Raw genomic sequence first — 25,916 nt, 5'->3', positions numbered from 1 at the left:
TTAGAGGAGCGTGGACTGGAGCAGGGCGCGAAGCTCCCTGTTGTTGCCCGACTCGCTCTTCACGATAGCCTTGCGCTCGTTCCGGCTCATGAAAGTCGCCAGGTGTCCGCTGGCCGACTCCGGGCTCCCGGCGATGGAGGTGGCCAGCTGGCAGAGTATCTGTATGGGGAGGCCGTTCTTGTACCCCTCGACCAGCTTCCCGATCTCGTCACGACGCTGCTCCTCGCTCCAGGTCTGGTAGAGGTCGTCGCCTATATTGTTGAGTTTGTTCAGCATGGCGTTCTCCTTTTTTTCATGGCCCCCCTGGCGGAAGGGGGGGGCAGGTAAATGCTCCACCGGGGCTGGTTCCCTCACCCCGACCTTCTCCCGGAGGGAGAGGGGGAATTTCTACTTCACATGTTCGTGCCCGAAGATGTGCTCCCTGCAGTAGCCGTGCTGCCCGGCGCATTGGGGGCAGTAACGGAAGTCCATCTGGGGGTGAGTCTTGTCGGTGATGCCGCAGACGGTGCAGCGATGGGTCGGGCCCGAATCACGGCTGACCGCGCCGGCGGCCTTCTTCAGGAACTGCCTCCGGCCGTACCTGACGTTAAGCACGATGTCTGTGGCGAAGAATACCAGGTAATTGGCGATGGCGGCCAGGACGGTGACCCGCGTGGCCCAGCCCCCGAAGGCGAAGAGGTAGCCAAACCACAGCCCGGTGGCGATACCGAGCCATTTCATCCGCACCGGCACTACGAAGAAGAGCAGGATCTGGTACTCCGGGAAGAGCGTGGCGAAGGCGAGGAAGAGTGATCCTCCCAGGAAGCCGTTCGACACCGCCATCCCGGGCACCAGCAGCGAGGCGGCGATGGTCAGGATAAACCCAAGGAAGAGATAGGCATTGTAGCGGAATGCCCCCCAGTGGGCTTCGAGGGTCGAGCCCACCATGTAGAAGAAATACCAGGCAAAGAGGGTGAAGATCAGGCTCTGGCGGGGCGGGTCGAAAGGCAGGGTGAAGATGCACCACCATTCGCCCGCCAGCAGGCGCTCACCCGACAGATAGGTGGCGCCGCGATCGAGCTTTCCGGTCAGGTACATCACGTAGAACAGGGACTGCCCGGCGATCAGGTAGATGGTCAGGTTCGGGATGGCGTAACGGCCCAGTTTCTTGTCGAGACGGTCCAATAGGTTCATTTCGTTCGCTCGGTTCCAGTATCCGTGACCTGCAGGCCGGCCCGCGACAGTTGGGTGGGCGCAGCCGGGGCGGGGTGATTATGCGGCGGTGCAATGCCGTGACGGACCGCGGGGAGTTCCCGCAGGATGATGTTGCATTCGTCGGCGGTGATCAGGTTGAGCCTGGCGAGCTGCAGAATGTCGCAGGGCCGGGCGTATTCCACGGTGAAGGCGAAGTCCTCGCTGTCCCAGTCGCCAGGGCGGGGATAGGAGCTGCGGACCATGAACTGCAGGGGGCTGGGGTTGTCCGCCAAGTGAGCGCGCCACTCGTGCTGTTGCTGCTGGTTCATGAAACTGAACCAGATGTGGTGCGCCAGTTCATGCACCAGCAGGTCCCGCAACTCCAAATCGTTGTAGTCGTGATAGAGATTCCGATAGATCTGCCTGGTATCCGGCCGGTATGCCCCGAGGTGATTTTTTACCTGGCTCGGCAGCATGACCTGGTCGAACGACTGTCCGCTGACTCGCAGCGTTTCGCGTTTGGGGTCGTACCGGTCGAAGAGGGTCATGAGCGTATGGTCCGAGCGGGACAACTGCCGGACCTTGTCACCCAGCCCCCAACTTACCGGGATGAACGTGGTGGCGCATCCCTGGGCGACCAGGACGAAGAGAGAAACCAGTAAGAGCTTCAAGGCAGCTGTCATGCGTCACCCCGCGTCTTCCAGCGACTCAATCTTCGGGGAAAAGGATCTCTTTCCCGCGGAAGTCAGGGTGTCACTGGCGGCACTGTCACAGCTCGCCGGCTGTGCTGACTGTCAATCTGTCTCCTCTATCTCTACTCCCGCCACAAACCTCGGGGCACTGGGTCGGCGCGAGGTCATCGAAATTGAGCGGCGGAGATGATATGTCACGATAACGAGATATACTTGCTGCCTGATGAACAATCGGTGCAATTTAGCACACAAGTTGCCCTCCGTGCAAGGAACCCCGCAACATCAATGTATTTACAGCGTCGGACGCAGCTGCTGATAGAAAGTTATCGTCACGCCGAATCCTATTGATTATTGCTTTTCCGTCCCCTAAAATGCCACCAACAGTTCTAAGGGCTTCATGACGCGCGTTCTGTTAATAACAGATATCGAGCGGGTACAGCGGGTCTTCCTGGACCTGGAAAAGGACGGCGTCCTCGAGCTCCGTTCCGCCGCCAGCCTGTCCCAGGGCGATCTCAGGCTGGACGACTTCCCCCCCGAATTTATCTTCGCCCAAAGCCGCATCTCCGGTTTTTCCAGCGATCTCGTGTTGGGTCGTCTCAAGGGCATTCCGGCCGTCGCCAAGGTAGTTCTGCTGGCTATTGACGATGACGACGCGGTTGCGGCCAGAAAGCAGGGGAAGCCTCTCCTTGAGCTGACATTGGATGACCAGACGCTTTGTGACGGGGTGAGGAACATGCTGATCGCCTCCCGTCCCACCGGGCGTAAAAAGGCTGCCAAGGCTGTCGAGCTCGCCCCGGCAGCCCAGGCTGCCCAGGCTGCCCCGGCTGCGAAGAGGCGTACTACCAAGGCAAAGGTCCCGGTCCAGGTACCGGTTGAGCTGGCCAGGGCTGCAGCGGGAGGAACCGCGAAGGCAGCTGAAGAAGTGGTCCTGCCCGAGCCTCCAGCGGCAGGGGTACAGGTCGAAGTGCCGGTGCCGAGGGCGATTTCGGAAAGGCCGCCGGCCGAGGTGCCGATCGAAGAAGTCACTACTCCGAGTCCTTCGGTGCAGGAGAAAGTCTCCAGAGGGAAGGCTGCCTCACCCCGAAAGGCCCGCACGGCGAAACCGGAGGGTGCTGCGGTCCCAGCTGAGAAAAGGGCGGAAAGATCCGCGGCGCCTCGTGACGTAGGGCCCCCTTCCGTATCAGAGGTAACCCAGCCGACGCCGGCAAAGGCGGCCGATGCTATACATCCGCGGGGACCGGTAGTGGAACCGCCCGCAGAGGGAGTGCCGGTCCAGGGACCTCCGGTTGAAAAACCGCCGTTTGTACCGGTGCAGCAGTGGATTACGGAGGACCAGCCTGCAGATTTGCCGGCGCCGGAACATGGAAGGGAGCTTGATGAAGTTCTGCCCCCTGCTGCTCCTGCACCGGAAACCGAGACACCCTCCGTGTCATTTGCGGATGTCATGAAAAGGACCGCAGCCAGACAGGGCCCTGCCGCAGCTGCAGACGTTCAAGTCGAGGTGGTGATCGAGCCACAGCGGGGTGGGGTATCGCAACCTGGGGAAGGGCATGGAGTCTCGCTGGTGGAGCCTGTCGACGGACCGGTTCCCGATGAGAGGTTAGATGGGGCGCCGGAACCGCTGGAAGATGCGGTACTGCTGAGAAAGGCGAAGCCCCCTCATTGGGTCCTTCCGGTGGTGTCGGCGCTGGTGCTTATCCCCGTCGTTTACTTGCTCTTCTTTTATCATGGGCAGGGCCAGAATAAGGAGGCACCGGTAGGGGCGCAGAAAGAGGCCCCCCGTCCTGCGCCTGTCGCGGGTAAAGCACAGCCTGGGACCACGGTGGCACCTGTGCCGGTTCCTTCGAGGGCACCGGCTGCCACGCCGGGCGCACCTGCCCCGGCCAGAGTCCCTGCTCCGGCTGCGGCACCACCGGCCCAGGTACGACCGGCAGCACCAGCGGCGCCGGCCCGTCCAGCGCCGCCGGCGGGAACCACCGGCCGGACTGCGCCGATACCGGCGACGCCCGCTCCAGCTAAAGCAGTGGCACCGCCAACTGCCCCGAAAGCGGCAACGCCACCGGCTCCTGCCAGAACTGCGGCACCTCTTCCGGTGAAACCTGCAGCACCGGCTCCGGTGAAACCTGCGGCACCTGTTCCCGCGAAGCCTGCGGCTTCGGTTCCGGTAAGGGCAGTGGCACCGGCTGCACACGCACCGACGCCTGCTCGCGCACCGGCAGCCGCAACTACGACGCCGAAGGTAGCGCCACCCGTCCCTTCGAAACCCGCTGCATCGGCGGCAAGGACTCCGGTCGGTCAGGCGGCAAAACCGGCGCCGCAAGTCGCTGCCAAAGCTCCGGTTAAACCGGGACTAAGGGCCATTCCTCCCTTTCTGGTTGGGACGACACTGGACCCGGCTTATGGAAAAAGGCATCCAGGCTGGCAACGGTACGTTGGGGCAAGAGCCGAGTACAAGCTCTTCAGAGAGGGCGACGTCTTCCGCGCCTTGCAGGTTATCTCCCTGAAGGGGCAGCCGATCCCCGATGAGATTTATCAGAGGGCTTTACGGGAGTTCGGAGGGATCGACAGCTACCAGATCCAGTCCACTGCCACGAAAGGCGGGTACCTTGTCGAGCAGGGAGTGGCGAAGGATGGCATCCGCCTCATGATCTACCGGAAGAGGACCGATCAAAGCATGAAAGGCCTCGTCATCTACTATCCGTGACGTGCTGGATGTGAAGCAGCGAAAACCATTGGAATGAGGTATTTGATGATCAGGTTGAACCAAGGCGTCACCCTTTCCTTTCTGGCTCTTCTCGCAGCTCCTACCGTAGTCCGTGCCGAACAACCCTCATTCGCCATCGATCTCAAGGACCTCGACCGTCAAAAGCCGGCACCCCCGGCGAAGGCGGAAACGCAGAAGGTTCAAAAACAGAAGGTTCAAAAACAGAAGAAGCAAGCCCCCCGTCATGAGGAGCACGAGGCCCCTCACCACAAGGGCGACTATGTCACCTACACCGTCAAGCCCGGTGACTATATCTTCAAGATCCTGATCGGGAAGTTCGGCATGTCGGAGGAGCGGGCCGAGCGCCTCGTTCCAGAGATCATCCGCATCAACGACATTTCGAACATCAGAAACCTCCAGGTAGGAAGGAAGCTCCTCATCCCATGCAAGGAACATGAGCACACGGCCAGAGTTTCGAAAAGGGAAGGGAGACCACACAAGGCTGAACGGGCGGTGCCTGCGGTGACGCACGAGGGCGCCGCGCTGCTGGAGGAGAAAGGGGAGCCCATGGCACCTGTCGCTCCGCCACCTGTCGCTCCGCCACCTGTCGCTCCGCCACCTGCCACTCCGGTCGCGCCCGTCCCGCCTCCCGCGGCACCGGCTGCACCGGCTGCACCCGCGCCAGCTAAGGAGAGTTCGGTCAAGGCCGCCGCACCCTCGCCGATCCCCACCGCGCCTATCTGGGTCTGCTCGATTCCCCAGAAAGATCCCGGGGCCATCGTGGATTCCATCCTCAACGCCCTTTCCGTAACCTGGTGCAGGAACCGCATCGTCCAATCCGAGCATTCCGCCTCCATCCCCTTCAGCATCAGGGTCGACCGCTACTTTGAGTACAAGGGCGGGCGCTATATCGTCAGCGTAGGTGAAGGGGATGCTTACAGCTATACTTTGATGAGATTATTGGAAGATGCCGGCTACAAGGTGCTCAGGCTGGGGGCGGAGGAAGATTTCAAGTCTGTGGGCGAAAAACTCCTCACGATGATGGGGGTGGCTCCGGATTTTGGGAAGCACGCTCTGCAGGGGGGGAAGGAACTGCCGGGATTTCTGGTCCAGCAGGACGATGCCGGCGGCCGGCGGGTGATCATCACCAGCCAGCCGGCGGATCGCAATCAGAAGTGGGTAATGGGTGCGGGGTGCAGCGCGAGGTGACGAATCAGGGCATGACCCCGGAGGTACGTTCTTCGGCCTGGGTCTGTTCCGCTTCAGGTTCGGTCCCGCCCATACTGCTTGCTGCCGGCGGGACAAAGACTCCCGGAAGGGTGCTTTGCAGGGAGGCATCGTTGAGAGAAGGGGGCTCTTGGAGAACTTCCTTCGGTACCGGGACGTACGGTTTTCCCTTGGCCACGAATTCAGCTTTCTTGCCTTGCGCCGCATCCTGTACCCAGGAATCGACCTTTTCCTTGACCAACTCCTCCACGTTGTCCTTCAGTGGCGTGTAGGCCGCCTCCTGCTCCAGAGGCCTGACGCGCTGCAACTGGTCGAAGACCCGCTTGGCGTACAGGTCGCGTTTCTGGGGGGTCTGGCTGTTGTAGCAACCGATCGCTTTCCAGGTGTAGCCGTACTTGTTCATGCACTGGGCAAGGATCCAGGCGCCGGTCTTGGCGTTGAAGCAGGCGTCGCCGAGGTTGTTCCAGCGCTTCTTGCCGATGGTCGAGGCCCAGCTCGAATTGATCTGCATCAGACCAAAGTCATAGGTGCCGTTGCTGTTCTTGTTGATGGCGCGGGGGTTGAAGTTCGATTCGACCTTGGCAATGGCGCGGAGGATCTGCGGGTTGATGCCGTATTCGGCGCCAGCCTCCTCGAAACAGAACGGGAAGGCATTGGTGGCGACGGCTGCGACCAGCGTGATGGCGAGGAAGACGGTCCTTATTTTAACCATGTAGCAAACCTCTCTAAAATCCCTCCTGAATCGGAGGGGACTCTGGGAGCGGGCACAATTCCGTCAAATGATACCTTTATCGACCCGGTATGTCACCAGCTAAAGTCATGCCCGTCCTCACTCCTTGCACTCCGCCGGTCGTGGAGGAGGATCAGTGGGGGGGCGGGGAAGTGCCACAAAGTGAGTGAATCAGCCGGTTGTAAACCAGCCTTTTGGCACGTGGGAGCAAGGAGCAGTATATGCGAATGAATCTGAGCGAGCTGGAGATCAGGGTCCTGGGGGCCCTGATGGAGAAGGAGCTCTCCACCCCCGAGAACTATCCCTTGAGCCTGAATGCCCTGGTCAGCGCCTGCAATCAGAAATCGAACAGAGATCCGGTCATGTCCCTGACGGAAGCCGACGTGCAGAGCGCCCTGCAGGCGTTGGGGAATCGAGGTCTGGCGCGGATGACCACGATCGGCGGCAGGGTCGCCAGGTACTGCCATTCTGTCGCCGAAAAACTTGGACTCGCTCCTGCGGCGCGGGCGCTCCTGGCCGAACTGATGTTGCGCGGGCCGCAGACGGCGGGAGAGCTGAGAATACGCGCGGAGCGGATGGTGGACCTTGGGGACCTCGCCGCGGTCGAGGCGGCTCTGGGCGAGCTTGGGCAGGCCGGGCCGCCGCTGGTAGTGAGGCTCCCCCGCCAGCCGGGGCGCAAGGAACAGCGGTTCGCGCAGGTCCTTGCCGGTCTGCCGGAGATCACGGCGGAGGAAGAAGCCGCTGCGGACGAAGAGGATCGACAACCGCAGCGCGCTGTGCAGGGGCGTGCCGTGGATCGGCTGGGACGGCTGGAAGCCGGCGTTGTCTCGCTCCGTGAGGAGATCGCGCTGCTGCGGCAGGAGGTCGAGGAACTGCTGTCGGCCTTAACGTGAAAAGATCAAGAAGCGAATCCCGCCTGTCGGGCCTTTGACAAGGCGGGGACGATAGGCGCGGCATCTGGTTCGCGCCCGGAGGGCGCTCCTACGGGAGCTCACGGATTTGATGTAGGAGCGCCCTCCGGGCGCGAACCAGAGGCAAATCAGACTCTCTTGCTCAGCCACCAGCCACTAATCCCCAGCCCCCAGCCCCCAGTCCCTAGTCCCTAGTCCCTAGTTAGTAAACATCAGCTTCCGCTCGAGGTCCATGGAGTGGGAGAGCCTCTTGGCCTCCTCGATGGTGATCAGGTCCTGCTCGTGCAGCTGGATCAGGTGCTGGTCGAGGGTCTGCATCTGGTACTGGCTGCGGCTGTTCTCCATGTGGTTCTCGATCTCGTCCAGCCTCCCTTCCCTGATGCAACTCTGAATGGTCGTGGTTCCCCGCATGATCTCCAGGACCGGCAGAATGAATTCCCCGGTCTTGTTCATCACCAGCCGGATGGAGACGGTCGCCACCAGGATCTCCGCCAGCCGGTGGCGTACGATCTCCTGCGCCTCCGGCGGGAAGTGGCCGATGATGCGGTTGATGGTGGAGACGGCTCCCTGGGTGTGCAGCGTGGAGAGCACCAGGTGCCCGGTCTCGGCAGCCATCAGGCAGGCCTCGATGGTGTCCTTGTCGCGCATCTCCCCGACCATGATGAGGTCAGGGTCCATGCGCAGGGCGGCCTTTAGCGCGGAGCTGAAGCTGTCCGTGTCGATCCCGACCTCGCGCTGGATGACGCAGCTCTTCTGCGAGGTGAAGAGGAACTCGATCGGATCTTCGATGGTGATGCAGTTGTAGCTGAAGCTCTCGTTGATGTAGCGGAGCATGGAGGCCAGGGTGGTCGACTTGCCGTTACCTGTCGGGCCGGTGACCAGGATCAGGCCGTTCGGGACCTTGACGATCTCCCCCAGCACCGGCGGGAGGCGGAGTTCCTCGAAGGTGCCGATGTGGGCGGGGATCACGCGCATGATGATGCCGAAGGCGCCGCGCTGCCGGAAGATGCTGACCCTGAAGCGGGCCCCGCTCGGCAGTGAAAAGGAGGTGTCGTATTCCTTCTGGTCCGCCTCCCAGCGGCGGTTGTTGTGAGCCATGATCTGTGTGGCGATGAACTCGGTGTCCTCCGCGGAGAGGTTCGGAAGCTTGGAGCGGATGATCTGCCCCTTCCCCCGGAAGAAGGGAGGGTTGTCGACTTCGAAATGAACGTCGGAGACCTTCTTGTTGAATGCAATTTCCAGAATCTGGACGAATACCTTCGCATCAATCGCCATGACTGCCCCTTTCCTTCTTTTCGTTTAAACGATGTCTTCCAATCCCCGACAGGCTCTACTTCTGCGCGCACCTCTTGCGATACAGGGCGTTGTCGATCACCATGCCGGCATGCTGCGCCAGGATCTCCAGCAGTTCAAGCTGCGGAGTACCGCCGGCACGGGCACCGAAGTCGGCATAGATAATGGCAATGACCCGCCCGAAACTCTTCACCGGCAATAGCATGATCCTCGGACTTGCCGGTTCTCCAACCAGTCCCTTGATCGATTCCCGTATGGCGGCATCGGCCTCGCCGTAATAGCTTTCTCCATCGAGGGCCTTTTGCAACAGTGATGATCCCGACACAGCGAAGCGCTGCTTGATCGACGAGGTCTCCCCCGGGCCGCTGATGCCGATCCCCCTCTCCGCCATCAGCTCGGAGCGCAGCAGTACCAGGGTCACCGCCCGTTGAAAGAAGGTGGCGACGGACTGGAGGAGCGAGTAGGTGACTTCGGAAGGCTCCCGGCGGTCCGACAGCGCGGACACCTGCTCCTTGAAGCGCAGCAGGAGCCCTTCCCCCGCCTCGACCCGCATGTTCTGGAGGTAGCTGTCGAGGGCCCGCGACGATTCTATGATGTCGGAAATGAAAGATGTCTTGCGCTCGGCGCGGCTCGCTCTGGGGAGGACCGCCCTGACTCCGGCCTGGAAGGCACGGGTGCTGAGCTCGAAATCCCAGGGGCAGGCAAAAAGGATGATGGGAAGATCGCGGTCCTTCTCCCGTTTCTGTTGCAGGAAGGGGAGGATTTCGTCGCGGGCGCCCCCTTTGTCGTTGGGCTCGCCGGGGTCCACCAGCAGCATAGGGTTTCGCCCCTTGGAGTGAAACTGGTCGATGATGGCGTCGAGCCCGCTGACCTCGGTGGTCGCGCAGAGAAAGCTCGGGCCGCAAACCGCAGCCACGCATTCCCGGATTATCTTGTCGCCGGAATAGAGGATGACCCCGCAGCCGTCTCCCTGCAGCTGGGGGCGATCGTTGAGGCCCTCCAGGTAGCGGACCAGCCGCTGCTGCTCCTCGGGCGGGATGCCGGCAAGGAGGAGTTGCAGCCTTTTCGCCGGCGTCTCCGGCTCGACCTCGCTTAGCCCCGAGAAGGCTTGGGGGATCTTTCGCTCGATGGCATCCAGCTCGTCCAGACCCAGATCTGAGGCGGAGATCTCGGCGTCGGAGCTCTCGGTCTCCGGGCCGTTGCCGAAGACCGAGCCTTCGTGGCCGTCGCGCTTGCGCTCGTCGTAGATCCGCAGCGCGTCCATCAGCACGCTCTGGGTATTGAGCTGCATTTCCTTCTTGAGCTGCTCGGGGAAGTAGCGGTATTCGTCGGAGACGGAGATCCTGTCGACGTCCAGGGAGAAGGTCCCCTTGGTCCAGGAGAGGATCTCCACGATGGTCATCTCGATCAGGACCTCCAGCCCCTGGTAGGCTGAGTCGGCATTTAACTTCCCCGCCTCGACCAGGGTCTGGATGATCGGTTTTCGCAGCGACCCGGCCTTGTGCTGATCGCGCAGGGCCTGCTCGAGGTCGTCGGGGGAGATCGCTCCCATGTCCATCAAGACCTGACCGATGCGGACGCTGTTGTTGACGTGGTTGGCGCTGACGATGTAGCCGCCGCTGAAGACGAGCTGGCTCTCCCCCTTGATGCTTCTCAACGAGAGGGTCCCGGATTTGCCGGTGGCGTGCAGCAGTTGGATGATATCGACGATGGGGAGGATTTGTAAATCGCCGTCAAAGGACATGTGAGATACCTTTTCTCCTTCTTGGGTGCCTGAGACTCCACGGCTTTGTAAACGAAACCCCAGTCAGCGCGGGATTTTAGCACGCGGGTGAGCCTAAGTAAACGAGAATCGTTAGAGGATTAGGATGAAGTAGGAAGGGGGGAGGGGGGCGCCGGATTCCCGGCAGGGTGCCCCTCTCCCCCTCACGGTATCGGTGAGAAGGTGGTCGCTTCGGCTGGAACTCCGCGGCCGGCGCGGTTGCCGCCAGGGAAAGGCGGGGCAGCCGTCGCCGGCACGGGAGGCTTCCTCATCTGCAATCGCCTTTCTAATTAAAGGGTTTCGCCGACCCGCCAATCCTTCGGTGCCGGTAGCCAAAACTTTAACCATTTGTCGCGCTTAGGAGCCGACCGGGGCTCCATCGCCGGTCCTGTCTACACATTAGCCTTGAATTCATTTAGTAATATGGGATACTCTGCCATTTGGAGTATCCTACGAGCGTTGCGACTGAACAAGCCTGCCCGCTCCCCCCGTTACGGCAAGGACACTTGGTTCCTCCGCCCCAGGGGAGCCGGGTCACGGAGAAGTTTTAAATATGGAGATCTACAAGGCACAGCCGCGCAGGTTGAAAAAGAAGCGACCGGCGGGCAAGACCATACTGGCAGCCTTTGCCGGGTGTGCGACCATCGCGCTGCTGGCCTTTGTCGGCTACATCTTCTACATGGTCGGGACCCTCCCCAAGGTGGACCGCCTGGCCGACTACCGCCCACCGATCCTCTCCCAGGTCTACGGGGAGGACGGAAGCCTGGTCGGCGAGTTCTACATCGAGCGGCGCACCGTCGTTCCGGTGGACAAGATACCGAAACGGCTGATCCAGGCCTTCGTCTCGGCCGAGGATTCCAACTTCTACCAGCACAAGGGGATCGATTACCTGGGCATAGCCAGGGCCGCGGTCAAGAATGTCATCTCGATGCGCAAGAAGGAAGGGGCCTCGACCATCACCCAGCAGGTGGCCAAGTCGATGCTCCTCACCCCGGAGAAGAAATTCTCCCGCAAGATCAAGGAGGCCATCCTGGCCAAGAGGATGGAGGAGCGGCTCTCCAAGGACGAGATCCTCTACATCTACTTGAACCAGATCTATCTCGGCGCCGGGGCCTACGGTGTCCAGCTGGCGGCCGAGACCTACTTCGGCAAGGACGTCGACAAGCTGAACCTGGCCGAAATCGCCATCCTGGCGGGCCTGCCCAAGGCTCCCAACTCCTACTCGCCCATCAAGCATCTGGACCGGGCCAAGGAGCGGCAAAGTTACGTGCTGGAAAGGATGGTCAAGGAAGGCTACATCACCCAGGCCGAGGCGGATTACGCCAAGGCCACTCCGATCGTGATCCACCCGCTGAAGAGGGTCAACGCGGACCAGTCGGCCTACTTTCTGGAGCAGGTCAGGCAGCAGCTTGAGGAGAAGTACGGCGAGGAGCGGCTGTACAAGGACGGCCTCAAGATCTACACCACCATGAATGCCGAGATGCAGAAGGGGGCCTACGACAGCGTGGTCAACGGCCTGAAGGCGCTGGACAAGCGTCAGGGCTTCCGCGGCGCCGCCAAGTACCTCGACCAGCAGGAGGTGGAAGCCTTCTGCCGCAAGGTCGAGGACGGCATCGACTACCTCTCCCTCAAGCAGGGCTCCACCTACCAGGGGGTCGTCACCGGGGTGAACGAGGCCAAGCAGGAACTCCTGGTGCGGGTGGGGGACCGAAGCGGTACCGTACCGAAGAAGGAGATGGCCTGGGCCGGCAAGCTCGAACTCGTCAACAGCTGGGGGAAACCCCAGGCGAAGAAGGCCATCGGTCTCGGGGCGGTGCTGGAGCTGCAGGTCAAGGAACCCGATGTGAACCGCGCCGGAGCGCTCTTCGCGCTCGACCAGGTACCCGAGACGCAGGCTGCGCTGGTCGCCATCGACCCGATGAGCGGCGCGGTGCGGGCCATGGTGGGGGGCTACGACTTCAAAAAGAGCCAGTTCAACCGCGCCATGCAGGCCAAGAGGAACCCCGGCTCGGCCTTCAAGCCGGTCATCTATGCCGCCGCCCTCGACAACGGCCTGACCCCGGCCACCGTGATCGACGATTCGCAGGTCGAATACGACAGCGGTAACGACAAGGGGTGGAAGCCGAAGAACTACGACAATGTCTACCGCGGCCCGGTCACCATGCGCGAGGCCCTCACCAACTCCATCAACGTGGTCAGCGTCAAAATCCTCGAGAGGATCGGGGTCTCCTCGGCCATCGAGTACGCCAAGAAGCTGGGCATCACTTCACCGCTGGCGGCCAACCTCACCCTGGCCCTCGGCTCCTCGAGCCTCACTCCCCTGGAACTGACCAGCGCCTATGCCGTCTTCGCTTCCGGCGGCTACCGCACCACACCGTACTTCGTCACCAAGGTCCTGGACCGCGACGGCAAGGTGCTGGAGGAGATGGTCGAGCCGAAGGTGCAGATGCCGGTCTTCGCCAAGATGTCCACCGCCGCCGAGGGCGATGGGGAGAGTGATGGCGAGGAGACCAACCCTGTCGACGGGCAGCAGGGCGCCCACGCTGCGGGAACCCCGGTCGGGGCGCAGGGGCCCGGGGCGGTCCCGGTGATCTCCCCCGAGACCGCCTACCTCATGACCAACCTGATGCAGAGCGTCGTCTCCAGCGGTACCGGAGGACGCGCCCGCGCACTTGGACGCCCGGTGGCCGGCAAGACCGGAACCACCAACGACATGAAGGACGCCTGGTTCGTGGGCTACGTGCCACAGCTGGTCGCGGGGGTTTGGGTCGGCTACGACCAGGAGCGAAGCCTCGGCGCCGGCGGCTCCGGTGGCCAGGCGGCGGCACCGATCTGGACGGAATTCATGCAGCGGGCCCTGGCCGGCGTTCCGGTCAAGAGCTTCCCCGCCCCGTCCAATATCACCTTCGCCCTGATCGACCCGCGCACCGGGCGGCTGGCGAGGGAGGGGAGCCCCGGTGCGGTCCAGGAATGCTTCATTAGCGGCAGCGAGCCGACCAGCTACGACCCGGAGCCGCCGGCGGAGCAGCCGGTGACGCAATAACCTGGCGTTATCATTGGTATTCACGGCTCTCGCGCTCCTGTCGGGTTTTGGCGGGGAGTGAACCGGTGAATCCCTGGAGCGGCGAAGGTCCCGGAGGGCGGTTCCGGCTAGAACCGCTCCTGTCCTGGAGAAAATGCTGCGGCGTCCAAGAAAACCCTTGCAAATTGCATTTTTATGATTATAGTGGCATTTAATTTAATACATCCAAGGAGGGTTTAACATGACTAAAGCAGAACTCGTCGAAGCAGTGGCAAAATCCGCCGACATCCCCAAGGGTGCAGCCGAGAAGGCTGTAGGCGCCTTCATCTCCAGCGTAAGCGGAGCACTGAAGAAGGGTGAGCGCGTGACTTTGGTGGGCTTCGGCAGCTTCGAGGTGTCCAACAGGCAGGCACGCACCGGCAGGAACCCGCAGACCGGCAAGGAGATCAACATCGCCGAGGCGAAGGTACCCAAGTTCCGTCCGGGCAAGGCTCTGAAAGACGCCATCGCAGCAAAAAAATAGTCGCCTTGGCGACCGGCGTGCCCTCCACGAAGGTTGCCGGCAGCGCAGCGAAAAGCCCCGCCCCTGAAGGCGGGGTTTTTTAGTATACGACGCACCGGAAAAGAAAAGCTTGCTTTCCCCTTCCGGCTGTAGTAATCATGGCTGTCTGACTGACATCAGTTCCATCAGGGAGAATCTTTCCCGTCCCATCGATCCAACCCCTCGCATTCAGGCTAATCCCCCTCAAGAAATGCGGCTGCACTTTGGTTGGCGACGATGTACGATCTGCCGGTCAAAACCAGCTGTTGTCAGCACGCGGTAAACATCTCCGCAGCGGGCCGTTTCGCGTCTTAAAACTCATTTTTTACATCCCTGCAGCTAGCTAGGTGCCCCCGTCGTGTGCCTGACGGTCTGCGCCCTACCATATTTCATTATGGCCAACAAAAAAGGAATCACATGTCTTTCGAAACACTCAATCTCTCCGCCCCGATCCTCAAAGCCATCGCCGCCTGCGGCTACACCGATCCGACCCCCATCCAGGCCCAGTCGATACCTGTCGCCCTGGAAGGAAAGGACCTGATCGGCAGCGCCCAGACCGGCACCGGCAAGACCGCCTCCTTCGTCCTCCCCGCCCTGGAGCGCCTGCTGGTTCCCTCCGAGGCACATGGAAAAGGCCCCCGCATCCTGGTGCTGACCCCGACCAGGGAGCTGGCCAACCAGGTGACCGACGCGGTCAGGAGCTACGGCAAGTTCATGAAGGTGAGAAGCGGCTCGATCCTGGGCGGCATGCCCTACCGTGAGCAGATGTTGCTCCTCTCCCGTCCGGTGGACCTGATCGTCGCCACCCCGGGGCGCCTGATCGACCACCTCGACCGCCGCAGCCTCAACCTCTCCCGCCTGGAGCTCCTGATCCTGGACGAGGCGGACCGCATGCTGGACATGGGCTTCTCCGAGGACATCGACCGCATCGCCGCCGCCTGCCCGGAAGCGCGCCAGACGCTCCTCTTCACCGCCACCATGGATGACGCCATGGCCAAGATCGCCAGCCGCCTCCTGACGGACCCGGTGCGGATCGCGGTGGAAGGGAAGGAGGTCTCCGAGCTCCAGATCGAGCAGCGCCTCCACGTGGCTGACGACATGCGTCACAAGAACCGTCTGCTGCAGCACCTGATCTCCGACGAGAGCGTCACCAAGGCCATCATCTTCTCGGCCACCAAGAGGGACGCCGACATGCTGGCCACCGAGCTCTACGCCCAGGGGCACGCCGCTGCGGCCCTGCACGGCGACATGTCGCAGGGGGCGCGCAACCGGACCATCGTCAACATGCGTCGCGGCAAGGTCCGCCTGCTGGTGGCCACCGACGTGGCAGCACGCGGCCTCGACGTGACCGGTATCAGCCACGTGATCAACTACGACCTTCCGAAATTCGCCGAGGACTACGTGCACCGGATCGGCAGGACCGGACGCGCCGGCGCCAGCGGGGTGGCCATCTCCTTCTGCTCCATGAACGAGGTCGCCTATCTCGACAGGATCGAGCGCTACACCGGCAAGACCCTGCAGCAGCACGTGATCCCGGGACTGGAGCCGACCCGTCCCCTGAGAAGGTCGGGCGGTCCCGGAGCCAAGAAGGGGCGCCCCTCCTTCGACCCGCGCAAGAAGTCCTTCGGCCCCAAGGGTCGTCCCGCCGCGGGGGGCAAGCCCGTCGGCCGCAGGGACCCCCAGGTGGTGGTCGAGTACCGCCGCGGCGGCAGGCGCGACGGCGTTAAATAGCGCCTTTTCCCCGTTGCTTTAACCCATTCTTTTTGGTATCGTCTTGCAGAATTGACGGCACCCCCGCCTGGCGCGGCGGGTGCCGTCTCGCAACACGCCGCGGATCACTGCGGCACAAATCCGATACTAGAGGGGGTGTGGCATGGCGGGAGCCGTTGAATTAGGGAAGGGTCTGTACTGGATTGGGGTGAAAGATCCCGGCCTCACCGTCTTCGATGACCTCTTCCCCACCGAGCATGGCACATCCTATAACTCCTACCTGGTCCAGGGCGACACCCATACCGCCATCGTCGATACCGTGAAGGCCAAGCGGTTTGATGAGTACCTGGAGAATATCCGCTCCATCATGGACCCGGCGGATGTCGACTTCATCATCGTGAACCACTCCGAGCCCGATCACTCCGGCTCGCTCGCCTTTCTCCTCAAGCACTGCACCAAAGCCTGCGTCATTTCCAGCCAGGCGGCCAAGACCTTCCTCGGCAACCAGATCCACGAGCCGTTCCACTCCCGGATCGTCAAGGACAACGAGGAGATCGACCTAGGCGGTAGGACCCTGCGTTTCATCTCCGCCCCCTTCCTGCACTGGCCGGACACCATGTTCACCTTCCTCGAGCAGGACGGCGTCCTCTTCCCCTGCGACGCCTTCGGCGCCCACTTCGCCGCCGACGGCATCTTCGACGACGAGGTTCCCGACTTCAGCGGGGATACCCGCTTCTACTACGACTGCCTCATGCGCCCCTTCAAGGACCGGGTGCTGGCCGCGGTGGCCAGGCTCGACGGGCTCGACATCAAGATGGTCTGCCCGAGCCACGGCCCGCTCCAGCGTTCCGAGCCGCGCAAGGCGATCGACCTCTATCGCAAGTGGTCCGAGCCCAAGGCCGGAGGGAAGAGGGTCGCCATCTTCTACATCTCTCCGCACGGCAACACGGAAATGATGGCGGAGGCGGTCTCCAAGGGGGCCAGCATACCCGGCATCCATGTGACCCTCTGCCACATCAACCACGCCTCGGTGGCCGACATCCGCGACCTGATGGAGGAGTCCGACGCGCTGATCTTCGGCACCCCCACCATAAATCGCGATATCCCGAAGCCGATGTGGGACGTCCTCTCCTACCTCTCTTCGGTGAGCCTCAAAGGTAACATCGGCGGGGTCTTCGGAAGCTACGGCTGGAGCGGCGAAGCCTGCCGGATGCTGGAAGAGCGGCTGAAGGGAATGGGCTTCAAGCTCCCCGTTCCTTTCGTGCGCGCCCCCTTCATGCCGAGGCCCGAGGCCCTGGCCGAATGCGAGGCCCTCGGCCGCACCATCGCCGAAGAGGTGCTGAAGAAGTAGCTTCGGCGTCGCTACCGGCACTGTTCACTCCTCCTCCCCCAACGAAACGCTCCCCCTCTCTTGACGGGCCTGCGCGCTGAAGCGCCACGGCGCGCAGGAGGGGGCAGGGGGGAAGCTCGCTTCCAACAGCCGTGGAACCCCCGCACCCCCCAACCCCCTCCCGCCAGGCGAGGTATCGGTCCTTCTCTCATGCTGACGTCCCCACACCACATAGTCGAGGTCGCCATCCCGCTGCCGCTGCAAGGGAGCTTCCACTACCTCATGCCCGAGCGCCTGTCACCACTGGCCGTTCCCGGCAAGAGGGTCCTGGTTCCCTTTGGCAGGCGCAAGGTCACCGGCTATCTCATCGGCGAATCCGGGACCACCACCGCGGAGCTGAAGGAGGTGCTGGAGATCCTTGACGAGGAGCCACTCTTCACCGCCTCCGAGCTGGAGTTTTATCGCTGGATCGCGGGGTACTACTTCCACCCGCTCGGGGAAGTGATCAAGATGGCGCTACCGGCGGGGATCAACCTGGTCAGCCGCTACCGGTGCGAGAAGGCAGAGGACGGCACCCCGGAGCTGAGGGAATTTCTGAGCGGGGGGAGAAGCGTCAGGACCGAGCGCTTTTACTCGGCGGTTCCCGACTGCGACGGCCGTCCCCGGGGGAAGGGTGCCGAGATCCTCGATCACCTGGTTGAGACAGGGGAGTCTTCCGCCTCCGCCCTCAAGGCTCGTTTCGGCAAATGCACTCCCCAGCTCCACCGGCTGGTCGAACTGGGGGCGGTCTGCTTAGTGGAGCGGGAGGTATATCGGGACCCCTTCAAGGCCGAGACCTTCGATCGCGATGCGCCGCTGCCGCTGAATCCGGAGCAGGCGGAGGCCTTCTCCCGCATCTCGGCAGCCCTGGAGTCCGGGGCCTTCTCACCCTTTCTCCTGCACGGCGTTACCGGGAGCGGCAAGACCGAGGTCTACCTTCACTCCATAGCCGTCGCGCTGGCGGCCTGCAAAACCGCGCTGGTGCTCGTCCCGGAGATCGCCCTCACCCCGCAGCTGGTCGGCCGCTTCAAGAGGCGCTTCGACTGCGGCATCGCGGTCTTGCATTCCGGCCTCTCCGACGGGGAGCGTTTCGACGAGTGGCGCCGCATCAGGCGGGGCGAGGCCCAGATCGTGATTGGCGCCCGCTCCGCGCTCTTCGCACCCCTCGAGCGGTTGGGGATCATCGTGGTCGACGAGGAGCACGAGGGATCGTACAAGCAGTCCGAGGGGGTCCGCTACAACAGCCGCGATCTGGCCCTGGTGAGGGGGAAGCAGGCCTCGGCGGTGGTGGTCCTGGGATCGGCTACCCCGCTGATCACCACCTACCACGCGGCCATGACCGGCAGGCTCGGCTATCTCCATCTCCCGAACCGGGTGCGCGATCTTCCCATGCCTGAGACCGTGATGCTGGACGCCAGGGGGAAGAAGGGGGAGACCTTCCTCCAACCTCTGATCGATGCCATCGCGCAGAACCTGGAGGCGGGGGGGCAGACCCTCCTCTTTCTCAACCGCCGCGGCTTCGCCACCTACCTGGTCTGCCAGGACTGCGGTCACGTGCTCCGCTGCCCGAACTGCGAAGTCACCCTCACCTATCACCGCGGCCGCGGGCGCCATATCTGCCATTATTGCGACTATTCCGTCCCCGCCCCTTCGGTCTGCCCCGCCTGCCACGGCGGTGAGATCACCCTGCTGGGAAGGGGAACCGAGCGGGTCGAGGAGGAGGTGCAGGAGCTCTTCCCCGCCGCCCGTGTCTCCCGCATGGACCGCGATACCACCAAGGGGAAGGGTGGCCATGCCCGGGTGCTGAAGTCGCTGGAGGATGGTTCGGTCGACATCCTGATCGGGACGCAGATGATAGCCAAAGGCCATGACTTCCCCGGGGTCACCCTGGTAGGTGTGGTCTCCGCCGATGCTTCCCTCAACCTCCCCGACTTCAGGAGCAGCGAGAGGACCTTCCAGCTGGTGACCCAGGTGATGGGACGGGCGGGGCGGGGGGACAAGCCCGGGCGGGTGCTGGTGCAGACACTGGCCCCGGAGCACTACGCCCTGACGACGGCCGTGGCGCACGACTTCGAGGGGTTCTACGGCAAGGAGATCTCCTTCCGCGAGGAAGTCGGATATCCCCCTTTCGCCCATCTGGCGTCTCTCACCATCTCGTCGATAACCGCCGCCCAGGCCGAGGCCTCCGCCGAGGAAGCGGCGCGCCTGCTCAGGAAGGTGAAGGGGGATTGCCGCCTCAGGGTGGAGATCCTGGGACCTGTGACCGCGCCGCTTGGCAAGGTGCGGGGGCGCTTCCGCTGGCAGATCCTCCTCAAGGGGAGGGACCGCTCGGAGCTGCATAAGCTCCTCTTCCACTTCCGCGGCGCCTTCAGCCACCCTTCCACCGTCCGGCAGGTGATCGACGTCGATCCGGTGGAGATGCTCTAGTACCCCCCTCTCCCCCGGAGCTCTCACCCCATCCCCTCTCCAGGGGGCGAGGGGCGTAACCGCATACTGATCGGCACAAAAAAAGGGGCCCCCTTCCGGGAGCCCCTTTTCTCATCTGTGCTACCTGCCTGGCACTAGTGCGGTGCCACGAAGGCGTAGATCATCAGCATAAGAAGAGTGATGCCGATGAAGAGGGCGGTGAAGCCGAAGCCCTTGAGGCAGAAGTCGTAGACGATGCCACTGGTCTTCTTGGCCTTGAACTTCTCGATGATCCCTTCCTTCTCATAGCGGGCCCACTGGTCGCCACGCTCCTCGATGAACTCGTGCTTGGACATCTGGCCGTTGAAGATTACGAAGTCCATCGGGAACTTCTCGGGCCGTCCGTGGGTGTTGAAGAAGTGGACGGTGAAGATGAACCCTGTAGCCAGGAGCGCCTCATCGGAGTGGATGATGGTGGCCACGTTGAAGGCCCAACCGGGGAGGAACATGCCGAAGAACTCGGGGAACCAGAGCATGAGGCCGGAGCCGCCGATGGCGAACATACCCCAGAAGACAGCGATGAAGTCGAATTTCTCCCAGTAGGTCCAGCGCTCGAAGGTAGGCTTCGGTCCCTTGAAGAAGAACCAGCGAACCATCCCCACCACGTCGCTGATGTCGCGGAAGTTCGGCATGAGTGATTCCGGCCCGAACAGCTTCTGGAAGACGTTGCCCTTCAGGTCCTTCCTGATGAAGAGGAAGTGGATGCTCAGCGCCAGGGCCGACATGAAGTAGACGAAGGTGATTCCTGCGCACATCCTGTGAATCAGCGCCGCATTCGGGGCGCCGCCGTAGAGGCCCATCAGCACCTTGGCCCAGGGCTGGTCGCTGAACTTGAGCGGCAGGCCGGTCAGCGACAGGCCGAGGAAGGAGATGATGACCAGCAGGTGCAGGAAGATGTGGCGCCTGGTGAAGCGGCGGTACTGCTTGTGGCCGTCCTCTACGTGGCCGTGCGGCATGGCGATGGCGTGGCTTCCGGCGTCAGCGCCGAGGCTCCCGGCGGGGTGCAGGCACTGTCCTGCCTCCAGGGCGGCGGCTTTCTCCCTGTTCTCCACGAAGCCGCGGATCATCCAGAGCAGGGTGTGCAGCCAGAAGACCGCGAAGGTCGAGACCAGCAGGCCGGTCATGGCTATGAAGGTGTAGAAGAGGATCGGGTAGCGGTCGCGGTCGTTGTGTTCGCCGTGTGCGTAGAACTTGGTGAAGAGGATGGTTCCCTTCTTGTGGCACTTGCCGCAGGTCTGGACCAGGTTCGCGCTGTTGACGGAGGACTTGGGATCCTTGGAGGGGAGGATGGAGTGCGCGGTGTGGCAGTCGGCGCACCCTGCCACCTTCTCAGGGTAGCCCAGGCGGTAGTTCTTGCCGTGGTAGCTGGCCAGGTAGCTCTCGACCGCGACCTTGGAGATCTTGTTCCTCTCCACCAGTTTCTCGTCGCCATGGCACCTGAGGCAGACCTTGGTGTGGAACTCGCGGTTGGTGTGGGAGCTGGGGTCGCCCAGGGCCTTGATCTCATGCAGGTTGTGGCAGTCGTTGCAGGCCGCGGAATCCTGGTTGCCGGCGAGGACGCCCTTGCCGTGAACGGACTGGGTGAACCCTCGCTCGTCCTTGTGGCACTTCACGCAGATCGCCAGGACCCGGCGCTTGTCCTTGTTCCAGGAGGTGTGGCTGTGGATGTCGGTGTGGCAGTTGGCGCAGGTGACGCCCTTGGCGGTGTGGACACTGTTGGCGTGTTCGGCTGCCTCCTTCTTGTGGCAGCGGACGCACTGGACCTTCCCTACCTTGATCTCGCCCTTCATGTGCTTGGCCAGTTCCACTATCTCGACATGGCAGCTGGTGCAGCCGTTCTTGCCGTGCACCGAATTAGCCATCAAGGTAGCCGAGATCTTGTCGCCGTGGCAGCCCAGGCAGGTCGCCGGGTCGATGGCCAGACCCTGAGACGCGGCGGCTGGTCGGGTCATTACAAGGAGCAGTAGCAGCGGGATGATGCGCGTTAATACATGTAACATTGTAATCTCCTGTCATTAAAAAAACTTCTGCTTGTTGCAGACGCCTGGTTATATCGCACTCTAGACGGCGCATAGACTAATACGCAATATGATTTAAATCAAGATAAAAAGTGCAAGTTAATAAGCTAGATACAACTCCCTTGGCTAGTTATATGGCGTAATGTATACAAAAACAGGCTGTCAAATGACGAAGGAGCCGATCACTTTAATTAACCAAAACTTGAGACGCAAGATCTGAAATGCCCTAACCCTGAGGAAATAAACAATATGATATTTTTATGAACTGTATACAATAAGGCTCATTAGCAGGCGCAAGAGCCTGGCCTTTGGCCAGTTTCCTTTCAATTCGGCAGATTCTTGAAAAGCTCAAGCAGGTATACGGTGGGAGAGCGTCGGGTGAGGATTCAGGCGAGAGTGATGATGCCTTCGGAGAGGGCGAATTCGAGGAAGGGGATGGCTTCTGCCGCGGGTATCGATAGTTCCCTGCAGAGGGTGCCGGCGGGGCGCGTTCCATCAAGGCCGAGCAGCAGTTCGAAGTACGATCGGTCGATCGACTCCGTGCAGATTTCACCGGCAGCGGGATAGATCAGGGCATACGATTCGGCGGGGGTGAAGCAGGAGGCGAAGGCGGTGAGCTCCATTTCTCCGGCCTCGAGGATGTCGAGGACCTCGTAGTTGAACGACGCCAGCGAGGCGGACGGGGCGAGCGACAGGGGGTGACGCATCAGGTCGACCTTTTTCAGCTCTTTCCGGCTCGGCGGCGTCGGCGGGGTCGCCAGCAACGCACAGGCGTAGTAGTGATGGTAGTCCGCCAGGTCGAGAGCCAGCGGCAGCAGTCGGCCCTTCTTTCTCTCTGCAAAGATCTCCTTCAGAAAAGCCCGCTGCAGCTCCCAGATCTCCTGCTCCGAGAGATCGTGCTCGTTCTCCGCTCCTCTTCTTCCGAGGAAGGAGCTGAAGGCGGTGAGAAAGGCTGAAGGGGTGAGCTTGAGGGAGGCGGTGACGGCGTTGAACCATGCCACCGCCTTCCCGCGGCTGTAGAAGATGTCGCAGGCTGTCGCAAGGAGGGCCGCTTCATGGAGCGCTTCGGGAGAAAACGTCGGCGTGGAGAGGAGGGTGTAGGGCGGAGAGTCCAGGTGGTTCAGCCCGAGTTCCTGCGCCTTCCTGTAGAGCCTGGTCCCGGGAAGAACCGAAAGGGGGAAGATGTCCAGGTGATTCGGGTAAAGGGAGAGGGCGAAGTCCAGGGAATCGCGGAAGGTCGCAGGGGTGTCGCCCGGGAGCCCGTAGATGAGGTCAAATCCGAAAATGGCGCCGCTGTTGTTGAGAAGCGAGATGCGGTGGGAGAAGTCATCACGGTCGAAGCCTCTCCCCACCCCCCTCAGGACCGCGGGGTCGGCGCTCTGGAGCCCGATCTGAATCGAGCAAATAACGGAGGCGAAGAGCTCAGCCATTTCGGGATCGATGAATTCGCTCCGGACCTCGAAGTGGAAGTGGACCCGCGGGGCCAGCTTCCTTATCAGTCTCAGTATTTCCTTGGCGCGCTTGGGGATCTTGTTGAAGGTGGAATCGAGCACGAAGACCTGCGGCACCTCCAGCCTGGCAAAAAGGCGCAGCTCCGCTTCGATCCTCTCCATCCCGATGCGCCTGACCCCTCCGCCTCCCTTGTGGTCGAAGCAGAAGGCGCAGGCGAAGTCGCAGCCTCGCGAGAGCTGCCACAGTGCGCCGCCGGCGACGTCAGGATCGAGGAGCCCGGAAAGGTAGGGTGAGGGGAGCGCGTCGAGCTCGACCGGTAGCGGGAGCTGAGCCGGTGCCATCCCCGGAAGTACCAAGCCCGGCACTCCGGTCGGAAGCCGGCCACGGGTCACCTGGTGCATGGCGTCGACCAGCGCCCCTTCCCCTTCTCCACGGATCACGAAGTCGAACGTGCCGCTGTCGAGGAGCAGCGAGGGGTTGGCGGTGGCTTCCGGCCCCCCGGCGCAGATGATGACTGCCGGTGCGCCGGCCTTGATCGCTTTGGCCACAGCCAAGGCGTGATCGACGTTCCAGACGTAGACGGAGAAGCCGACCAGTGCAGGCGCGGAACTGAGGATGCCCCGGGCGCAGTCGTCCGGCGACTCTTCCAGGAAGAACTCCGCGAGCTCGACCTCGAGTGCCTCTTTCAGCTTTTCGTCGGCCAGCAGGGCTGACTTGAGAAAAGCGCAGGCCAGCGGCACCGCCTGTGGAGAGTGGTAGGGGTGAATGGAAACCAGTGTGAGCTTCATATCTTGGGCTTGTGGCGGGCTTTCAGGCGGGGTTTGCCATCCTCGATGACGACGACCAATTCGACCTCGTTGCAGCGGTATTTCTCCATGATCCGAGGCTTCTGTCGCTCGATGGCGCCGATGACCTTTTCGCGGGTGACCTGGTCCACAGGGAGGTTGCAGGCCTGCCGGGCGGTCAGATACTGCTGATAGATGCGCTCCATGTCGTCCTGCTTCGGGGCCTCGGGCCGCGAGGGCTTTTTCCCCTGGTGGAGCGACATCTTGAAGCGGTCCCTCTCGTACTTCCCTTCCTCGATCAGTCTGTTGATGCGTGCCCACTTCTGGCGGTGGACGCTCAAGGTGGCGACCAGGGTGTCATACTTGAACCTGTCCCTGGTATTGGAAATGCTGATATTCTGGTAGCGCCGGGCCAGGCGCTCCACGTCATCAAGAAGCTTGAGCGGCTCCCTCTTCTCGATCCCGAAGAAGTACTGTTCGTACTTTATGATGAGCTCGCGCAGGTCCTGCTCAAGTCGCGCTATGTCCTCAGGAATTCCCATCGACTCCTCCGACGGTGACTATAACGGGAACTACTTGTCGTGTAAATGGTAAAAGTGCGCCGTACCAGCGGGTGAAAGACCTTGACGGACATGGCGATAATTGCTAAAAATAGAGGATTCTAAAGTGGAAAAAGGGAAGGGGGAGATCCCGATATGACGAATATATCAGCAATAGTCCTGGCGGCCGGCATGGGGACGAGGATGAAATCCGCCCTGGTCAAGGTCATGCATCCCTTGGTCGGTCCCCCGATGATCGCCTGGCCTGTTGCGGCTGCCTTCGAGGCCGGCGTTTCCCGCTGCGTGCTGGTGGTCGGGCACCAGGAGGAAAAGGTCCGGGGCTACTTTGCCGACCGGCCGGAAGAGGTCTCCTTCGCGGTGCAGTCCGAACAGCTCGGTACCGGCCATGCCGTCCACTGCGCCATGCCGGTGCTGGATCCGGCCACGGAAACGGTGCTGATACTGTGCGGGGACACTCCCCTCCTCACCGCTGCCACGCTGGGGACCATGTTGCAGGTGCACAAGAGATCCGGGGCGGGGATCACGGTAATGACCGCGATGGTTTCCAATCCCTTCGGCTACGGCAGGGTCCTCAAGGGGGACGACGGCAGCGTCACCGCCATCATCGAGGAAAAGGATGCCTCTCCCGAGGAGCGGCGGATATCCGAGGTCAACGCCGGGGTCTACTGCGTCGACCGTGCCTTCCTGGAAGGGGCGGTGGCGAAGCTGGACAGCAACAACGCGCAAGGCGAGTATTACCTGACCGACGTGGTGCGTCAGGCCGCCTCGCAGGGGCGCAAGTGCCTCAGTTTCGTAGTGGCGGATGCGGAGGAGATTACCGGGGTGAACGACCGGGTGCAGCTCGCGGAGGCGGGAAGGGTGCTGCGGGAGCGGATCAACCGTGACCTGATGCTCTCCGGGGTGACCATGATCGACCCGAAGGCGGTTTATGTGGACCGCGGAGTCCAGATCGGCCGCGATACCGTGATCTATCCCGGCGCCACCATCGTGGGCGATACCGTGATCGGCGAGGGGTGCGAGATCGGCCCCGGGGCCTATATCACCTCCTGCAAGGTAGGCGACGGCACCATCGTCAAGGCAGGGAGCGTGATCGAGCAGTCGGTGATTCGTGAGGAAGTGCAGATCGGGCCGATGGCGCATATGCGGCCCGGATGCGAGCTGTCGGCAAAGGTCAAGATCGGAAACTTCGTAGAAACCAAGAAGATCGTGATGGGGGAGGGATCGAAGGCCTCCCATCTCACCTACCTGGGAGACGCCACCATCGGCAGCCATGTCAACATCGGCTGTGGCACCATCACCTGCAACTATGACGGTGTCAAAAAGCACCATACCATCATCGAGGACGAAGTATTCGTCGGCAGCGACGTGCAGTTCGTGGCGCCGGTCAGGATCGGCAGAAATTCACTGATCGCCGCCGGGACCACAGTTACCATCGACGTCCCCCCCGACTCCCTGGCCATCTCCCGCACCCCCCAGGTCAACAAGGAAGGGTGGAAACTGA

General features: G+C 62.2%; 18 protein-coding genes. 9 read left to right on the top strand and 9 right to left on the bottom strand.

What is annotated here, in order from left to right:
• The 3 genes from AC11W3_RS12395 to AC11W3_RS12385 form a co-directional block, all read right to left on the bottom strand.
• Complete coding sequence (locus AC11W3_RS12395; protein ID WP_484089080.1) at window positions 1-276, bottom strand: hypothetical protein; 276 nt, start codon at window positions 274-276, stop codon at window positions 1-3.
• Between the two features lie 111 nt (window positions 277-387).
• Window positions 388-1,173, bottom strand: coding sequence for a hypothetical protein (locus AC11W3_RS12390; protein ID WP_484089079.1), 786 nt, complete (start codon window positions 1,171-1,173; stop codon window positions 388-390).
• On the bottom strand, window positions 1,170-1,856 hold the full coding sequence (locus AC11W3_RS12385; protein WP_484089078.1) for a hypothetical protein: 687 nt from the start codon (window positions 1,854-1,856) through the stop codon (window positions 1,170-1,172). The genes AC11W3_RS12390 and AC11W3_RS12385 overlap by 4 nt, the downstream gene beginning before the upstream one ends.
• A gap of 406 nt (window positions 1,857-2,262) precedes the next feature.
• Here AC11W3_RS12385 and AC11W3_RS12380 point away from each other — a divergent pair, with 406 nt between their 5' ends.
• Window positions 2,263-4,569 carry a hypothetical protein gene (locus tag AC11W3_RS12380; protein ID WP_484093103.1) on the top strand — a complete coding sequence of 769 codons (2,307 nt, stop codon included), beginning with the start codon at window positions 2,263-2,265 and terminating at the stop codon, window positions 4,567-4,569.
• Window positions 4,570-4,614: 45 nt separating this feature from the next.
• Window positions 4,615-5,778, top strand: a complete 1,164-nt coding sequence (locus AC11W3_RS12375) for a LysM peptidoglycan-binding domain-containing protein (protein ID WP_484093102.1) — start codon at window positions 4,615-4,617, stop codon at window positions 5,776-5,778.
• A gap of 4 nt (window positions 5,779-5,782) precedes the next feature.
• On the opposite strand, the gene AC11W3_RS12370 is transcribed toward AC11W3_RS12375, so the two are convergent.
• Window positions 5,783-6,508 carry a lytic transglycosylase domain-containing protein gene (locus tag AC11W3_RS12370; protein WP_484089075.1) on the bottom strand — a complete coding sequence of 242 codons (726 nt, stop codon included), beginning with the start codon at window positions 6,506-6,508 and terminating at the stop codon, window positions 5,783-5,785.
• A 239-nt stretch (window positions 6,509-6,747) separates the two neighbouring features.
• Here AC11W3_RS12370 and AC11W3_RS12365 point away from each other — a divergent pair, with 239 nt between their 5' ends.
• Window positions 6,748-7,419: a YceH family protein gene (locus AC11W3_RS12365; protein WP_484089074.1), complete on the top strand. Its 672-nt coding sequence runs from the start codon at window positions 6,748-6,750 to the stop codon at window positions 7,417-7,419.
• 216 nt (window positions 7,420-7,635) lie between these two features.
• Here AC11W3_RS12365 and AC11W3_RS12360 read toward each other — a convergent pair whose 3' ends face one another.
• Window positions 7,636-8,706, bottom strand: a complete 1,071-nt coding sequence (locus AC11W3_RS12360; protein ID WP_484089099.1) for a type IV pilus twitching motility protein PilT — start codon at window positions 8,704-8,706, stop codon at window positions 7,636-7,638.
• Window positions 8,707-8,767: 61 nt separating this feature from the next.
• Window positions 8,768-10,474, bottom strand: a complete 1,707-nt coding sequence (locus AC11W3_RS12355; RefSeq protein WP_484089073.1) for a DUF4388 domain-containing protein — start codon at window positions 10,472-10,474, stop codon at window positions 8,768-8,770.
• A 571-nt stretch (window positions 10,475-11,045) separates the two neighbouring features.
• On the opposite strand from AC11W3_RS12355, the gene AC11W3_RS12350 reads away from it, so the two are divergent.
• From AC11W3_RS12350 to priA, 5 genes are all read left to right on the top strand, one after another.
• The gene (locus tag AC11W3_RS12350) at window positions 11,046-13,535 is read left to right on the top strand and encodes a penicillin-binding protein 1A (protein ID WP_484089072.1); all 2,490 of its coding nucleotides are present in this window, start codon (window positions 11,046-11,048) and stop codon (window positions 13,533-13,535) included.
• Between the two features lie 220 nt (window positions 13,536-13,755).
• Window positions 13,756-14,037 carry an HU family DNA-binding protein gene (locus AC11W3_RS12345; RefSeq protein WP_484089071.1) on the top strand — a complete coding sequence of 94 codons (282 nt, stop codon included), beginning with the start codon at window positions 13,756-13,758 and terminating at the stop codon, window positions 14,035-14,037.
• 435 nt (window positions 14,038-14,472) lie between these two features.
• Window positions 14,473-15,786, top strand: a complete 1,314-nt coding sequence (locus AC11W3_RS12340) for a DEAD/DEAH box helicase (RefSeq protein WP_484089070.1) — start codon at window positions 14,473-14,475, stop codon at window positions 15,784-15,786.
• A 142-nt stretch (window positions 15,787-15,928) separates the two neighbouring features.
• Window positions 15,929-17,116 carry an FprA family A-type flavoprotein gene (locus AC11W3_RS12335; protein ID WP_484089069.1) on the top strand — a complete coding sequence of 396 codons (1,188 nt, stop codon included), beginning with the start codon at window positions 15,929-15,931 and terminating at the stop codon, window positions 17,114-17,116.
• A 189-nt stretch (window positions 17,117-17,305) separates the two neighbouring features.
• Window positions 17,306-19,561, top strand: coding sequence for a replication restart helicase PriA (gene priA, locus AC11W3_RS12330; RefSeq protein ID WP_484089068.1), 2,256 nt, complete (start codon window positions 17,306-17,308; stop codon window positions 19,559-19,561).
• A gap of 134 nt (window positions 19,562-19,695) precedes the next feature.
• On the opposite strand, the gene AC11W3_RS12325 is transcribed toward priA, so the two are convergent.
• From AC11W3_RS12325 to AC11W3_RS12315, 3 genes are all read right to left on the bottom strand, one after another.
• Window positions 19,696-21,600 (bottom strand): cytochrome c3 family protein, encoded by a 1,905-nt coding sequence (locus AC11W3_RS12325; protein WP_484089067.1) that lies wholly within the window; start codon window positions 21,598-21,600, stop codon window positions 19,696-19,698.
• Between the two features lie 404 nt (window positions 21,601-22,004).
• Window positions 22,005-23,858, bottom strand: coding sequence for a B12-binding domain-containing radical SAM protein (locus AC11W3_RS12320; protein WP_484093101.1), 1,854 nt, complete (start codon window positions 23,856-23,858; stop codon window positions 22,005-22,007).
• On the bottom strand, window positions 23,855-24,397 hold the full coding sequence (locus AC11W3_RS12315) for an MXAN_5187 C-terminal domain-containing protein (protein WP_484089065.1): 543 nt from the start codon (window positions 24,395-24,397) through the stop codon (window positions 23,855-23,857). The genes AC11W3_RS12320 and AC11W3_RS12315 overlap by 4 nt, the downstream gene beginning before the upstream one ends.
• 153 nt (window positions 24,398-24,550) lie before the next feature.
• On the opposite strand from AC11W3_RS12315, the gene glmU reads away from it, so the two are divergent.
• Window positions 24,551-25,916, top strand: a 1,366-nt coding sequence (gene glmU / locus AC11W3_RS12310; RefSeq protein ID WP_484093100.1) for a bifunctional UDP-N-acetylglucosamine diphosphorylase/glucosamine-1-phosphate N-acetyltransferase GlmU, incomplete at its 3' end; no start/stop codon positions are given.

The sequence above is a fragment of the Geomonas sp. genome (assembly GCF_056994735.1).
Note: the sequence above shows the minus strand (reverse complement) of the source record. Positions and strands in the feature narration are given on the sequence as shown.

Excerpts from the sequence above, each read along its gene's own strand:
- AC11W3_RS12395 (WP_484089080.1), bottom strand. The coding sequence starts at position 276 with ATGCTGAACAAACTCAACAATATAGGCGACGACCTCTACCAGACCTGG.
- AC11W3_RS12355 (WP_484089073.1), bottom strand. The coding sequence starts at position 10,474 with ATGTCCTTTGACGGCGATTTACAAATCCTCCCCATCGTCGATATCATC.
- AC11W3_RS12320 (WP_484093101.1), bottom strand. The coding sequence starts at position 23,858 with ATGAAGCTCACACTGGTTTCCATTCACCCCTACCACTCTCCACAGGCG.
- AC11W3_RS12390 (WP_484089079.1), bottom strand. The coding sequence starts at position 1,173 with ATGAACCTATTGGACCGTCTCGACAAGAAACTGGGCCGTTACGCCATC.
- AC11W3_RS12315 (WP_484089065.1), bottom strand. The coding sequence starts at position 24,397 with ATGGGAATTCCTGAGGACATAGCGCGACTTGAGCAGGACCTGCGCGAG.
- AC11W3_RS12350 (WP_484089072.1), top strand. The coding sequence starts at position 11,046 with ATGGAGATCTACAAGGCACAGCCGCGCAGGTTGAAAAAGAAGCGACCG.
- AC11W3_RS12370 (WP_484089075.1), bottom strand. The coding sequence starts at position 6,508 with ATGGTTAAAATAAGGACCGTCTTCCTCGCCATCACGCTGGTCGCAGCC.
- AC11W3_RS12335 (WP_484089069.1), top strand. The coding sequence starts at position 15,929 with ATGGCGGGAGCCGTTGAATTAGGGAAGGGTCTGTACTGGATTGGGGTG.
- AC11W3_RS12375 (WP_484093102.1), top strand. The coding sequence starts at position 4,615 with ATGATCAGGTTGAACCAAGGCGTCACCCTTTCCTTTCTGGCTCTTCTC.
- AC11W3_RS12365 (WP_484089074.1), top strand. The coding sequence starts at position 6,748 with ATGCGAATGAATCTGAGCGAGCTGGAGATCAGGGTCCTGGGGGCCCTG.
- priA (WP_484089068.1), top strand. The coding sequence starts at position 17,306 with ATGCTGACGTCCCCACACCACATAGTCGAGGTCGCCATCCCGCTGCCG.
- AC11W3_RS12345 (WP_484089071.1), top strand. The coding sequence starts at position 13,756 with ATGACTAAAGCAGAACTCGTCGAAGCAGTGGCAAAATCCGCCGACATC.
- AC11W3_RS12340 (WP_484089070.1), top strand. The coding sequence starts at position 14,473 with ATGTCTTTCGAAACACTCAATCTCTCCGCCCCGATCCTCAAAGCCATC.
- AC11W3_RS12325 (WP_484089067.1), bottom strand. The coding sequence starts at position 21,600 with ATGTTACATGTATTAACGCGCATCATCCCGCTGCTACTGCTCCTTGTA.
- AC11W3_RS12380 (WP_484093103.1), top strand. The coding sequence starts at position 2,263 with ATGACGCGCGTTCTGTTAATAACAGATATCGAGCGGGTACAGCGGGTC.
- AC11W3_RS12385 (WP_484089078.1), bottom strand. The coding sequence starts at position 1,856 with ATGACAGCTGCCTTGAAGCTCTTACTGGTTTCTCTCTTCGTCCTGGTC.